Source organism: Streptomyces sp. NPDC025651, from assembly GCF_055558735.1.
Genome location: NZ_JBVHLZ010000005.1, coordinates 1 through 12,972, shown reverse-complemented (window position 1 = coordinate 12,972; position 12,972 = coordinate 1). Strand labels below are relative to the sequence as shown.

General features: G+C 71.3%; 14 protein-coding genes. 6 read left to right on the top strand and 8 right to left on the bottom strand.

Annotated elements, in window-relative coordinates; translation table 11 throughout:
- Window positions 1-50 precede the first annotated feature (50 nt).
- The 5 genes from ACZ4D5_RS19485 to ychF form a co-directional block, all read right to left on the bottom strand.
- A complete protein-coding gene (locus ACZ4D5_RS19485) occupies window positions 51-878 on the bottom strand; it encodes a hypothetical protein (protein ID WP_467773613.1) in 828 nt (275 codons plus the stop codon).
- A 225-nt stretch (window positions 879-1,103) separates the two neighbouring features.
- Complete coding sequence (locus ACZ4D5_RS19480) at window positions 1,104-1,547, bottom strand: VOC family protein (RefSeq protein ID WP_467773612.1); 444 nt, start codon at window positions 1,545-1,547, stop codon at window positions 1,104-1,106.
- An 83-nt stretch (window positions 1,548-1,630) separates the two neighbouring features.
- The gene (locus ACZ4D5_RS19475; RefSeq protein WP_467773611.1) at window positions 1,631-2,200 is read right to left on the bottom strand and encodes an NADPH-dependent FMN reductase; all 570 of its coding nucleotides are present in this window, start codon (window positions 2,198-2,200) and stop codon (window positions 1,631-1,633) included.
- Between the two features lie 212 nt (window positions 2,201-2,412).
- Window positions 2,413-4,407 carry a helix-turn-helix domain-containing protein gene (locus ACZ4D5_RS19470; protein ID WP_467773610.1) on the bottom strand — a complete coding sequence of 665 codons (1,995 nt, stop codon included), beginning with the start codon at window positions 4,405-4,407 and terminating at the stop codon, window positions 2,413-2,415.
- A gap of 81 nt (window positions 4,408-4,488) precedes the next feature.
- Complete coding sequence (gene ychF, locus ACZ4D5_RS19465; protein WP_467773609.1) at window positions 4,489-5,577, bottom strand: redox-regulated ATPase YchF; 1,089 nt, start codon at window positions 5,575-5,577, stop codon at window positions 4,489-4,491.
- A 211-nt stretch (window positions 5,578-5,788) separates the two neighbouring features.
- Here ychF and ACZ4D5_RS19460 point away from each other — a divergent pair, with 211 nt between their 5' ends.
- Window positions 5,789-6,427: a DUF6542 domain-containing protein gene (locus ACZ4D5_RS19460; protein ID WP_467773608.1), complete on the top strand. Its 639-nt coding sequence runs from the start codon at window positions 5,789-5,791 to the stop codon at window positions 6,425-6,427.
- Between the two features lie 57 nt (window positions 6,428-6,484).
- Here the strand turns inward: ACZ4D5_RS19460 and ppgK are convergent, their stop codons facing one another.
- Both ppgK and ACZ4D5_RS19450 read right to left on the bottom strand, forming a co-directional pair.
- Window positions 6,485-7,228, bottom strand: coding sequence for a polyphosphate--glucose phosphotransferase (ppgK, locus tag ACZ4D5_RS19455; protein ID WP_467773607.1), 744 nt, complete (start codon window positions 7,226-7,228; stop codon window positions 6,485-6,487).
- Window positions 7,229-7,249: 21 nt separating this feature from the next.
- A complete protein-coding gene (locus ACZ4D5_RS19450) occupies window positions 7,250-8,233 on the bottom strand; it encodes a 4-hydroxy-3-methylbut-2-enyl diphosphate reductase (protein WP_467773606.1) in 984 nt (327 codons plus the stop codon).
- 85 nt (window positions 8,234-8,318) lie between these two features.
- On the opposite strand from ACZ4D5_RS19450, the gene ACZ4D5_RS19445 reads away from it, so the two are divergent.
- From ACZ4D5_RS19445 to ACZ4D5_RS19430, 4 genes are all read left to right on the top strand, one after another.
- Window positions 8,319-9,713, top strand: a complete 1,395-nt coding sequence (locus tag ACZ4D5_RS19445) for an APC family permease (protein ID WP_467773605.1) — start codon at window positions 8,319-8,321, stop codon at window positions 9,711-9,713.
- Window positions 9,714-9,749: 36 nt separating this feature from the next.
- The gene (xseA, locus tag ACZ4D5_RS19440) at window positions 9,750-10,967 is read left to right on the top strand and encodes an exodeoxyribonuclease VII large subunit (RefSeq protein WP_467773604.1); all 1,218 of its coding nucleotides are present in this window, start codon (window positions 9,750-9,752) and stop codon (window positions 10,965-10,967) included.
- A gap of 9 nt (window positions 10,968-10,976) precedes the next feature.
- Window positions 10,977-11,234: an exodeoxyribonuclease VII small subunit gene (locus ACZ4D5_RS19435; RefSeq protein ID WP_467773603.1), complete on the top strand. Its 258-nt coding sequence runs from the start codon at window positions 10,977-10,979 to the stop codon at window positions 11,232-11,234.
- A 147-nt stretch (window positions 11,235-11,381) separates the two neighbouring features.
- Entirely contained in the window at window positions 11,382-11,972 is a 591-nt protein-coding gene (locus tag ACZ4D5_RS19430; protein WP_362328275.1) for a malonic semialdehyde reductase, read from the top strand.
- A gap of 111 nt (window positions 11,973-12,083) precedes the next feature.
- On the opposite strand, the gene ACZ4D5_RS19425 is transcribed toward ACZ4D5_RS19430, so the two are convergent.
- Window positions 12,084-12,602, bottom strand: a complete 519-nt coding sequence (locus tag ACZ4D5_RS19425; protein ID WP_467773602.1) for a DUF4245 domain-containing protein — start codon at window positions 12,600-12,602, stop codon at window positions 12,084-12,086.
- A 164-nt stretch (window positions 12,603-12,766) separates the two neighbouring features.
- On the opposite strand from ACZ4D5_RS19425, the gene ACZ4D5_RS19420 reads away from it, so the two are divergent.
- Window positions 12,767-12,972, top strand: a 206-nt coding sequence (locus tag ACZ4D5_RS19420) for a fructose-bisphosphatase class II (RefSeq protein WP_467773601.1), incomplete at its 3' end; no start/stop codon positions are given.

The window sequence follows — 12,972 nt, the reverse complement described above, 5'->3', positions numbered from 1 at the left end:
GATCGCGCCGTGCTGTACCGCCTGGGCGGTCGGTCCCCGCCCAGGAGCCGTCAGTCGTCCGGCCCGACTTCTTCGACTTCTTCGACTTGTTCAACTCGTTCGACCACCGACCAGACCTGGTCCCTGGCCTGCTCCAGGAGCAGCTCGGGCACGGGGCCGGCGGAGAGGCCCCGGCCGGGCTGTGTGGTGCCGTACTCCGCGACGACCTCGTCCCGCCACCAGGACGTACGGATCCGCACGCCCCGGTAGCAGGGCGTGAGGTCCGTGCCCGTCCAGCGCAGGCCGACGCTGCTCGCGGCGTGGAAGGCGACCCTGCCCGCGAGGTCCACGAGGTTCACGGGCCCTGGTCCCGCCTCCCCCTGGATCCTCAACTCCGCGCTGGCGCCTGCCTTTTCCGCGGTCAGTACGGTGCCTGCCCGCGCGGAGATCACTTCGGTGACGGCGAACAGCGCCGGGTCCCACTCGCCCAGCCAGGAGCGCCGGATCAACTCCTGCGCCAGCTGGACGACGTTCTCGACGCCGTTCTGCTCCATGCCGGTGTAGACGACCAACGCGCTGTGTCCGGCGCGGAATTCGACCAGAGCTCCGGCATCGGCGGCGGCGAGGGAGGCAAATCCCTGGGCGGCGGCGCCCACGGCCTTGAAGCGGACGTCGATGGTGCCTTCGGCGTCGTAGGCGATGTCGCCGGGTGCGCCGGTGGGTCCCGACTCGGCCACGATGCCCCGGCCCGCGAGCGTGCCCGCGGGGACCGAACCGCCGTCGTGCAGCGCGCGCACGTCTCCGACGTGCACCTTCTGCGTCAGCGGCCAGGCATACCACCAACCGCCGTACACATCCGCGAGCGCCTTTCGATACGCCTTGTACGCGCCTTTGGCCATGGCCGCTCCCCCCTGAGAATGCGGCTCTTTCTGGGAGATTAGCGCAGGGTCGCCCCACCCGACCCCGGAATGAAAGGGGCCTTGCATGCGGCAGCGGAATATGCGGTGCGGGTACTACCCGAGCCGCCCGGGAAGGAGAGCGCGGAAGCGCGGACAGGGGGCGCGAAAACGGCCCGGCACACTCCGAGGAGCGCACCGGGCCGTTCAAGTACCCCTACGTGCCCGCTACTTGCCGGGGAGGGCGCGACTCTCGGCGTCGCTGCCGTAAGGGACGGTGATGATCTCCATGACGTGACCGTCGGGGTCGAGCCAGTAGACGCCGCGCCCGCCGTCGTTGTGATTGATCCGCCCCGGCTCCTTCCGGTACGGGTCGGCGTAGTAGGGGATCCCCGCTTCCTGGATCCGGCCGAAGATCGCGGTGAACTCGTCCTCGGACACCAGGAACGCGTAGTGCTGGGACTCGATGGGCGCGGTGGCCGCGTCCTCGATGCCGGGGCCGGTCCTGTCCTCCTTGTTCATGTAGTCGAGCGCGACCTCGTTGCTCAGGACCACGGGCAGGAAGGGCCCGAACGGCGGCTGGACCTCGACGCCGAACAGGTCGGCCAGGTGGGTCGCGGACACCTTCTTGTCGGTGGCGTTGACGATGGTGTGGTTGAGCTGGATGGGCATGGGGTGCGGGTTCCTTTCACGGACGGAGCCGCGTACGAGGTCACGTACGAGGCCACTTGCGGGGTGGGGCCGACGCGGTCCGGTCAGTCGCGGGTGCGCGCCTTGGCGTCCAGCGCGGCGAGCAGCTCCTGGAGCAGCGCGATGGTCGTGTCGTCGACGAGGTTGTCCCCGTCGTCGAACCGCTCGTGGGAGCGGAAGACGAGTACCTCGGGCTGGAGGACGAGGTCGCACTGCGTCGAGGTCAGGGTCTGGCGGAGCGCGAGCTGGGCGCGCACCGTGCCAAACGCGCTCGGCGACGCGCCCATGAGCGCGACGGGCTTGTGCAGCAGCGGCCGCCCCTCGCGGCCGGTCCAGTCGGTGCTGACCCAGTCGAGGGCGTTCTTCAGGACGCCGGGGATCGAGTGGTTGTACTCCGGTGTGGCGATGAGCAGCCCGTCCGCCTCGGCGATCCGGCGCCGCAGGTCCCGCACCGCGGCGGGCCGGTGGTCGGGGGTGTCCAGATCCAGGTCGTACGGGGGGATGTCGCGCAGCCCCTCGTAGAGCTGGACGTCCATCCCGTCGGGCTGGAACTTGCGGGCCGCCCTCAGCAGGGCGGTGTTGTGGGACGCGGCCCGGAGGCTTCCCGAGAGCGCGAGCATCGTGCGTTCGGTCATGCCCCGACTCTCGCCGGACGCACGGGCCGCCGATAAGGGCCGCCGGCACCACAGTTGAGGACCCTGCGCGCGGGCGGCCGAACACCCCTCGGAGGGCGGATGGTGGACGGCCCACCACGCGCGGGACGCGAAGGGGCCGACAGCCGGGGCGCGACGGTGGCCGCCCCACACAGCTCCACGCCCCACCGCCCTTCCCGCCCCTCGCGACTCCCTCAGCGCTCCTGCTCCTCCTGGCCCTCTTGGCCCTCCTGCTCCTCCCGGCCCTCCTGCTCCTCCCGGCTCCCCAGGGCCCGAGCGGTGCGCCGGAGCCCGAGCGCGAGTTGGACCTCCAGGGCGCGTGCGGGCTCCTGCCAGGAGGTGCCGAGGAGGGAGGTGACCCGTTCGAGGCGTCGTACGACGGTGTTGGTGTGGACGTGCAACCGCTCGGCGGTGCCCTTGAGTTCGGAGCGGGAGGCGAAGTACGCCTCCAGGGTCTCGACCAGACCGGCGGAGCGGCGCTCGTCATGGTCCAGAACGGGACCGAGCACGGAACGGACGTAGCCGGGCACGTCACGCTCCTCGGACAACAGCACGCCGAGGAAGCCGAGTTCGTCGGCGCAGGCGCCCTGCCCGCTCCGTCCGAGCGCGGTCAGCGCGTCCACGCAGCGCACCGCCTCCCGGAAGGCGCCCCGCGTGCCGCCGCTCCGGGTCACCGCCCCGTCCTTCAGCCGGAGGCCGGCGGCACCGGTGGTCACCGGCGCCCCGATGGCCCGGCCCAGCCGACGCGCCACCTCGCGCGCCGTCTTGCCCGCCTCCGAGCCGGGGATGGCGAGGACCAGGGTCTGTTCCCGGACGGTGGCCATGCCCCCGGCCCGCGTGGTGTGGCTGACCGCCCACATCAGCGACCGCTCGAGGCGGCCCTCCCGGTCGCCCTCGGGGCGGGCCGCGAGCAGCAGCCAGTCGCCGTCGGGCGCGAGCCCGAGGTGCACGGCCCGTTCGCGCAGCAGCCGCTCCTCCTGGGGCGTGGCGGCGGCCACCATGTCGTACAGCAGCCGGCCGCGCGCCTGGTGACCGGCTTCGCGCGAGGTGCGGCACAGCAGCATCTGGAAGGCGGCGGCCAGGGAGAACTGCCGCAGCAGCGCGTCCCGCCGCTCCGCGTCGGGCCCGTCCGCCGCGGCGTGACCAGGCCGCACGACCACGAACCCGCAGGCCCCCTGCCCGGGGATCCTCCCCACCCAGGACACCCAGCACCCGGAGGCGTCCTGGACCGCCGTGCCGGACTCACGGGCACGCTCCACGGACCGCGACCACTGTGCCGCCTCGATCCCGGACGGGCCGCCGCCGGGACCCGCGTCGCCCACGGGGCGGTACTCGTCGGTGAGGATCCGCACGGAGCCGTCGAAGAGCTCGGCACCCAGCTCGGCGAGGCCCTGGGCGTCGCTCTCCAGCGCGGTCTCCGTGAGCCGCCGCTGGGCCGACACCACGGAACGCAGGGACTCGGCGGCCAGGAGCGCGCCGTCGCCCCGCTCCTGACTCCTGGCCAGCTCGGCACACGTACGTTCCAACTGGTGCGCCCTGTCGATGGCGAGGGCGGCGATGTCCCCCAGCACGGACAGCAGAGCGACCTCATCGGGGGTGAAGTGCCGCACGCTGCGGGCGGTGCCGTACAGCACCCCGATGCTGACGCCGCCCCGGATCAACGGAACGGCCAGCGCTCCCCGCGTCCCCTCGGCACGTACGACCTCGTCCATCTCGGGGTGGTGCGGAAACCGGTCGTCGGCCAGATAGTCCGGGGTCCAGAACGGGGCGAGCCGGCTGCGCGTGACCTCACCGAGCCCCTGCCAGTCGGCGGGAACCCGCAGTCCGGCGACGAGCGTGCTGACCGCACCGTCCCCGGCACCCACGTACCAGTCGCCGCAGTCGGGGTCGGGCAGACTGACGTACGCCATGTCGAGCCCGAGCAACAGCCGCGCGCGCCGACACAGGATCCGCAACTGGCTCTCCAGATCCCGCACTTGGGTGAGGTCACGCAACGTGTCGACGAGCGCCGCCATCCCGGCGACGCGCCGCTGACACTCCTGCGCCTGCCCCCGAACCCGAAGCGCGAGCTCCACAGCCTCGGAAAGCTCACCCCCTTCGCCCAACGCCCGCAAGGCCTCCCGGGGAGCGTTCCCGGCAAGCAGCCGCAGACAGCGCAGGGCGAGATCCTCGTGCGTCTCACTGGTCATCGGACAACAGTACGGAAACACAAGAACGACCCGACCGCCCCGAGGGACGACCGGGCCGTTGCCGCACGGGCGCGGGCGGGGCTAGACGTTGAAGCGGAACTCCACCACATCCCCGTCCTGCATCACATACTCCTTGCCCTCCATCCGCGCCTTGCCCGCCGCCCGGGCCTCGGCGACCGAGCCCGTCTCGACCAGGTCAGCGAAGGAGATGATCTCCGCCTTGATGAAGCCCTTCTGGAAGTCGGTGTGGATGACACCGGCCGCCTCGGGGGCCGTCGCGCCCTGCTTGATCGTCCAGGCGCGGGACTCCTTGGGGCCTGCCGTGAGGTAGGTCTGGAGGCCGAGCGTGCGGAAGCCGACGTGGGCGAGGGTGGCGAGGCCGGGCTCCTCCTGGCCGACGGACTGGAGGAGTTCGAGGGCCTCCTCGTCGTCCAGCTCGGCGAGGTCCGCCTCCAGCTTGGCGTTGAGGAAGATCGCCTCGGCGGGGGCGACCAGGGCGCGCTGCTCGGCCTTGAAGGCGTCGTCCGTCAGCTCGTCCTCGTCGACGTTGAAGACGTAGAGGAAGGGCTTCGTCGTGAGGAGGTGCAGGTCGTGCAGGAGCTCCGAGCGCTCCGAGCCCTGGACGATGCCCTGGGAGAAGAGCGTGTCGCCCTTCTCCAGGATCTCCTTGGCCTCCTCCACCGCCTTCACCTTCGGGGCGATGTCCTTCTTGATGCGCGACTCCTTCTGGAGGCGCGGCAGGACCTTCTCGATGGTCTGGAGGTCGGCGAGGATCAGCTCGGTGTTGATCGTCTCGATGTCGTCCTTGGGCGAGACCTTGCCGTCGACGTGGACGACGTTCTCGTCCTTGAAGGCGCGGATGACCTGGCAGATCGCGTCCGACTCGCGGATGTTCGCGAGGAACTTGTTGCCCAGGCCCTCGCCCTCGCTCGCGCCGCGCACGATGCCCGCGATGTCGACGAAGTCGACCGTCGCCGGGAGGATCTTCTGCGAGGAGAAGATCTCGGCCAGTTTCGTCAGGCGGGGGTCGGGGACGCCCACCACGCCGACGTTCGGCTCGATCGTGGCGAACGGGTAGTTGGCCGCCAGCACGTCGTTCTTGGTCAGGGCGTTGAACAGGGTCGACTTGCCGACATTGGGCAGACCGACGATTCCGATCGTGAGCGACACGTTGCGACTTCCCGTACGTGAGGGCTGAGTGGGACGGCCCCTTCGTACCCGGGCCGATCCACCAGTCTACGGCGTGCCGCCACCAGCGCTTCCGGTCGCCCGCCCGCCCCGGGCCCCGCGGGGCCCGCTCCCCGTCGAACGGATGGCCAAGGTCGTCCAAAGGGCGTGTCCCATGCCTGATTCCACGCCGGGGCCGACCTAGGTTGGTCCAGTGGAGCAACACAGGACGCGTCCCCCTCAGTCCGCCCCCAAGGCCACTCCCAAGGCCCGGCAGCGGCGCACCGCGCCGTTGCCCGAGCAGGGCAGACCTGCCGGGTCCGGCACGGTGTACCGGGCCTCGGCACGTCCCCGCCGCCCCGCACCTCCGTTCGTCCGGGCGCTGCGCCGCACCCCGCTGTACCGCACCCTGCGGCGCATGCCGAACCCCCGGCTCACCGGGCTCGGCAGCGGGCTGTTCTGCGCTGCCGTGATGTTCGTCCTCGCCTGTCTGATCCGGCTGCTCGTGGGTGAGTCACCCGTCGCGTACGGCGTGCTCTTCCTGCCCGTCGCCGCGCTCACCGCGCTGTGGGTGCGCCCGGCCGACCTGGTCACGGCGCCGGTGGGCGTGCCGATCGCCTTCGCCGCCGGGATCCTGCCGATCTCCGGGGGCTCCGGCGGCGTCGGCGGCCACTTCATGGGGCTCGTGACGTCGCTCGCGCTGCACGCCGGATGGCTGTACGGCGGGACGCTCGTCGCCGGGCTCATCGTGACCGTGCGCAAGATCCGGCTGATGGCGCAGCGGCGGCAGGCCCGCCCGGCGAAGAGCCAGGCGCCGGGCCCTGCTGGAGGCAAGCGGCTGCCCGCCTCCTGAGGCCCGTGGAGGCTTCGGGAAGCCTCGGAGAGCTTCGCCTGGAAGCTTCCGGAAGCGCTACGCCTCGCCCGCCGCCGCCATCGCCGCCCCCACGATCCCCGCGTTGTTCTGCAGCTTCGCCGGAACGATCTCCGCCGAGATGCCCTCGATCAGCGGCAGGAACTTGTGCGCCTTGCGGCTCACTCCGCCGCCGATGATGAACAGCTCCGGCGAGAAGAGCATCTCCACGTGCGCGAGGTAGCGCTGGACGCGGCGCGCCCAGTGCTCCCAGCTCAGGTCCTCGTCCTCGCGCGCCTTGGACGAGGCCTTCTTCTCCGCGTCGTGGCCGCGCAGTTCGAGGTGGCCGAGCTCGGTGTTGGGGACCAGGCGGCCGCCCGTGAAGACGGCGCTGCCGATGCCCGTGCCGAGGGTGAGCAGGATGACCGTGCCGGTGCGGCCGAGGCCCGCCCCGAAGTGCGTCTCGGCGACGCCCGCCGCGTCCGCGTCGTTCAGGACGGTGACGGGGACGCCGCCGAGCCGGTCGGAGATCAGGGCCCTGATGTCCGTACCGACCCAGCTCTTGTCGACGTTGGCGGCGGTGCGCGCCGTGCCGCCGGTGATCACGCCCGGGAAGGTGGCACCGACGGGCCCCGTCCAGCCGAAGTGCTCGACGACCTCGCGCACGCCCTCGACCACCGCTTCCGGGGTGGCCGGATGCGGGGTCAGGACCTTGTGCCGCTCCTGCGCGAGGTCGCCGCGCCCCAGGTCCACGGGAGCGCCCTTGATACCGGATCCGCCGATGTCCACACCGAAGATCTGCATGGCGCCCACGTTACGGCGCGCTCAGCGCTGTGACAGCTCGGCGGCCTCGGCGCGCAGGTCCCTGCGGAGCTCCTTGGGCAGCGAGAAGGTGATCGACTCCTCGGCCGTCCTGACGGTCTCCACGTCGCCGTAGCCGCGCTCGGCGAGCCACTCGATGACGCCGTCCACCAGGACCTCGGGCACGGAGGCGCCGGAGGTCAGGCCGACCGTGGTGACGCCCTCCAGCCAGGCCTCGTCGATCTCCTCGGCGTTGTCCACCAGGTGCGAGGCGTCGGCGCCCGCGTCCAGGGCGACCTCGACCATGCGGATCGAGTTCGAGGAGTTCTTGGAGCCCACGACGATGACCAGCTCGGCGTCCTCGGCGAGCTTCTTCACCGCGGTCTGGCGGTTCTGCGTGGCGTAGCAGATGTCGTCGCTGGGCGGCGAGAGGAGGTTCGGGTACTTGTTCTTCAGGGCGCCGACGGTCTCCATGGTCTCGTCGACGGAGAGCGTGGTCTGGGAGAGCCAGACGACCTTGTCGGGGTCGCGGACCTCGACGTTGGCGACGTCGTCGGGGCCGTCGACCAGCGTGATGTGGTCGGGCGCCTCACCGGACGTACCGATGACTTCCTCGTGGCCCTCGTGCCCGATCAGGAGGATGTCGTAGTCCTCCTTGGCGAACCGGACCGCTTCCTTGTGGACCTTCGTCACCAGCGGGCAGGTCGCGTCGATGGTGGCGAGCTTCCGCTCGGCGGCCTCGGCGTGGACGGTCGGGGCGACGCCGTGCGCGGAGAACATGACGATGGAGCCCTCGGGGACCTCCGCCGTCTCGTCGACGAAGATGGCGCCCTTCTTCTCCAGGGTCTGCACCACGTACTTGTTGTGGACGATCTCGTGGCGGACATAGATCGGGGCCCCGTACTGCTCCAGGGCCTTCTCGACGGCGATCACGGCACGGTCCACGCCCGCGCAGTAGCCACGGGGAGCGGCGAGCAGGACACGGCGGGTGCCAGGCGTAGCAGTCATGCACACCATCGTAAGGCCGCGTCCAGCGCGTCAAAGATCGCCCGGTTGGGGAGACTGGAGGCCCGCGTTGATCTACGGAGGCACGATGTCCGGTCAGTCCGCCAGTACGGGAGCACCTGCCGCGGGGGGCGAACCCGCCGAGCCCGCCGAGGGTGAAGGGCTGCGGCGCAGTCTCGGCTTCCGGGACCTCGTGGTCTACGGCCTGCTCTTCATCGCCCCCATGGCGCCGGTCGGCGTCTTCGGGACGCTCGACGCGAAGTCGCACGGTGCCGTCGCCCTCGTCTATCTGATCGCCACGATCGCGATGGCGTTCACCGCGTTCAGCTACGCGCAGATGGTGCGGGTGGTCCCCCAGGCGGGGTCCGTGTTCGCGTACGCGCGCGTGGGGCTCGGCAAGGGCCCGGGTTTCATCGCCGGGTGGATGGCGATGCTCGACTACCTGCTCATCCCCGCGGTCGCCTATCTCTTCTCGGGGATCGCGATGAACTCGCTGGTGCCCTCGGTGTCCCGGTGGGTGTGGACGGCGCTCGCGGTGCTCGTCACGACGGCGCTGAACCTGTGGGGCGTGCGGGCGGCGGCGCGGGTCGGCTTCGCGGTGCTCGCGATGGAGGTCGTGGTCCTGCTCGTCTTCGTGGTGGCCGCCCTGGTCGTGCTGGTCCAGGACGGCGCGCGGCGGGACTGGCTCTCGCCGCTGACCGGTGACGGCTCGCAGGGGGCGTTCGCGCTGTCGGCGGTGGTGGGCGCGGTGTCGATCGCCGTCCTGTCGTATCTGGGCTTCGACGCCATCGCGTCCTTCGCCGAGGAGGTGACGGGGGGCTCGGCGAAGGTCGCGCGGGCGGTCCTCGTCTGTCTGGCGCTCGCGGGCTTCCTGTTCATCCTCCAGACGTATCTGGTGGCGCTCCTGGAGCCGCTGTCGTCGGCCGAGCTCGCGGCGGATCCGGCCAAGCAGGGGACGGCTTTCTACGACACTTCGGAGGCGGCGGCCGGGGAGTGGCTGTCCAAGGTGGTGGCCGTCAGCAAGGCGATCGGCGCGGCCTTCGCGGCGCTGGCCGGGCAGGCCGCGGCGGGCCGGCTGCTGTTCGCCATGGCGCGGGACAGGCGGCTGCCGAAGGCCCTGTCCAGGACGGACTCCGGGACGCCGCGGATCGCGCTGCTGTGCGCGGCCGTGGTCACGATGGTCGCCGCGGTGTGGGCGGCCCGGCGGGACGACGGGATGGACCACCTGGTGTCGGTGGTCGACATCGGGGCGCTCACCGCGTTCCTGCTGCTGCACGCGAGCGTGGTGGGCTGGTTCGCGGTGCGCCACCGCGACGAGGCGTTCAGCTGGTGGCGGCACCTGCTGGTCCCGGTGCTCGGCGCGGCGATCGTGGTGGCGGTCGTCTGGGAGGCGTCGGGCTCGGCGCAGGTGGTCGGCGCGGTCTGGCTCGCGGTCGGCCTCGTGGTCCTGTTCGTGCAGCGGCGGGGGCGCGCGGGCGCCTAGGGCAGGGGTGTCACAGGCGCCGACTACGCTCGACGCATGGCTCTCAACACGTCCGCGGACGCCCCTCTCCCCGTGGGTGAGGTGTCGCGGCTCATCGGCGGGTGGATCGACCGGCTCGGTGCCATCTGGGTCGAGGGGCAGATCACTCAGCTGTCCCGCAGGCCCGGCGCCGGCGTGGTCTTCATGACGCTGCGCGACCCGTCGCACGACGTCTCGGTGAGCGTCACGTGCTACCGCCAGGTGTTCGACGCCGTGGCGGACGTCGTCTCCGAGGGCGCCCGCGTCGTGGTCCGCGCGAAGCCCGAGTGGTACGAGCGGCGGGGGCAGCTGTCCCTGCGGGCCGCCGAGATAAAGCCGGTCGGCGTGGGTGAGCTGCTCGCGCGCATCGAGCAGCTGAAGAAGAGCCTCGCCGCGGAGGGTCTCTTCGCCCCCGAGCGCAAGAAGGCGCTGCCCTTCCTCCCGCAGCTCATCGGCCTCGTCACGGGCCGCGCGTCGGCCGCCGAGCGCGACGTCCTGGAGAACGCGCGCCACCGCTGGCCCGCCGTCCGCTTCGAGGTGCGCAACGTCCCCGTCCAGGGGGTGCACGCGGTGCCGCAGGTCGTCCAGGCCGTGAAGGAGCTCGACGCGCTCGACGACGTCGACGTGATCATCGTGGCGCGGGGCGGCGGCAGCGTGGAGGACCTCCTCCCGTTCTCGGACGAGCAGTTGGTACGGGCGGTCGCCTCCTGTCGTACGCCCGTGGTCTCCGCGATCGGCCACGAGCCGGACAACCCCCTCCTGGACCACGTGGCGGACCTGCGCGCCTCCACCCCGACCGACGCCGCCAAGAAGGTCGTGCCGGACGTCGGCGAGGAGTACGAGCGCGTGCAGTGGCTGCGGGACCGGGCCCGGCGCAGCATGGACGCCTTCCTCGACCGCGAGGCCCGGGGTCTCGCGCACGCCCTGGCCCGCCCCTCCATGGAGCACCCGCACCGCATGGTCGAGGAGCGCGAGGAGCAGGTCGCGGCGCTGGTCGACCGCAGCCGCCGCACGCTCGGGCACCTCCTGGACCGGGCGGGCTCGGAGCTTGCGCACACGCACGCGCGCGTGGTGGCCCTCTCCCCCGCCGCGACCCTCCAGAGGGGGTACGCGGTGCTGCAGAAGCCGGACGGCGCGGTCGTCCGGTCGCCCGAGGAGGTGGGCGCCGACGAGGAGTTGAGGGCCCGCGTCGCCGAGGGCGAATTCACCGTACGAACCACACAAATCGACAATTAGGGTGGGCTCATGACCAGCACGACGGACGAGGCCACGGGCCCCGCGGACGCCCTTGGCTACGAGCAGGCGCGGGACGAGCTGATCGAGGTCGTACGCCGCCTGGAGACCGGCGGGACGACCCTGGAGGAGTCGCTCGCCCTGTGGGAGCGCGGCGAGGAGCTGGCGAGGATCTGCCGCCGCTGGCTGGACGGCGCGCGGGCCCGGCTCGACGCGGCCCTCGCGGGCCCCGAGACCGCCGACGCCGAGGACTCCGACGCCGATTCCTGAGGTGGCACCATCCCGACCTGCGGGTTGTGAAGCGGATCACGCGGCGCGGACTTTGGTTGAAAGTTGAACAGTGGCGGCGTACTGTCGTAGACGCAAGCCCGGAAACGGGCACGGCAGACACCACGCACGCATCGAGAAGGTTGATCCATGTCTCTCGCCCTTGACCCCGCCGCCCAGGACCTGCTCTTCCGCGAGGCCCGCACCGCGAACACCTTCACCGACGAGCCGGTCACCGAGGAGCAGGTCCAGGCGATCTACGACCTGGTCAAGTACGGCCCGACCGCGTTCAACCAGTCGCCGCTGCGCGTCACCCTGGTCCGCTCCCCCGAGGCCCGTGAGCGCCTGGTCAAGCACATGGCCGAGGGCAACCAGCCGAAGACCGCCAGCGCCCCGCTCGTCGCGATCCTCTCCGCGGACAACGAGTTCCACGAGGAGCTGCCGGCCCTCTTCCCGCACTTCCCGCAGGCCAAGGACGTCTTCTTCGCCGAGCGCCCGGCCCGTGAGCAGGCCGCCTCGCTAAACGCCGGCCTCCAGGCCGCGTACTTCATCATCGGCGTGCGCGCCGCCGGTCTGGCCGCGGGCCCGATGACCGGCTACGACGCCGCGGGCATCCAGAAGGAGTTCCTGGACGACGACCACACCCCGCTGATGGTCGTCAACATCGGCAAGCCGGGCGAGGACGCCTGGTTCCCGCGCTCCCCGCGCCTGTCCTACGACGACGTCGTCACCACGGTCTGAGCGACCCCGCAGACCCCGCAAGCACCGCGAAGGGCCCCCGGCACGCCGCCGGGGGCCCTTCGCGCGTTCAGGTCCTGGGGGCAGGCCCTGCGTGCGGGTCCTGCGAGGCGGTCAGGACGTCTTCAGGGACTCCGCCATCCTCGTCAGCTGACCGAACGGCGCGGTGCCGAGGACGACCGTCGTGGCGCCCTTCTCCGTGCGCACCAGGGCGTCGTACGTCTCCCCCTTGTACCGCTGCCACTCCTGGCCGCCGATCTTCTCGGTGGCCTTGGTGCGCGAAGCGCCCTGGGTCACGTCCTCGATGAACTTGACCGGCTTCTCCGTGGACTGCTTGATCGCCACGTACTCGCCGTCCGGGTCGAGGAAGCCGAGGTGCCAGCTGTCGTGCTCCTCGCCCTTGAACCGCACCGACGTGGCCTTCCAGTCCTTGGAAAGGCCCTCGGGAGCTGCCACCGGGTAGGCCGCGGCCCGCCGCGCCGTCAGGAGCTCGACGCGGTAGTCCTTCCGCTCGACCGGGGATTCGGACTCGTCATGCGGGACGAAGATGTAGATCACGCCCGCGACGAGGGCGATCACCACCAACGACCACAGCATGTTCTTGACGGTCTGGTTGCCTTGTCTTCCTGCCACACCCTCATGGTCTCAGGCGCCGATCGCGCACCTTCCCCCGGTATCTCCCCTGGCACCCGGTCCGCTCATGCGTGGGGCCCCCTGCTCATTTTGTCGACCTGCGGATAGAGTCATTCCCATCCCTCATCCGGCCGTCGTCGTATCAAGCAGAAAGGTGCGCTCCGATGACCGAGCATCATCTTCCGTCCGAGCTCGAGGTCTCCCCCGAGGCCCCTGACCGCAATCTGGCCCTGGAGTTGGTCCGGGTCACCGAGGCCGCGGCGATGGCCGCGGGCCGTTGGGTGGGCCGGGGTGACAAGAACGGCGCGGACGGCGCCGCGGTCCGGGCCATGCGGACCCTGGTCCACACCGTCTCGATGAACGGCGTGGT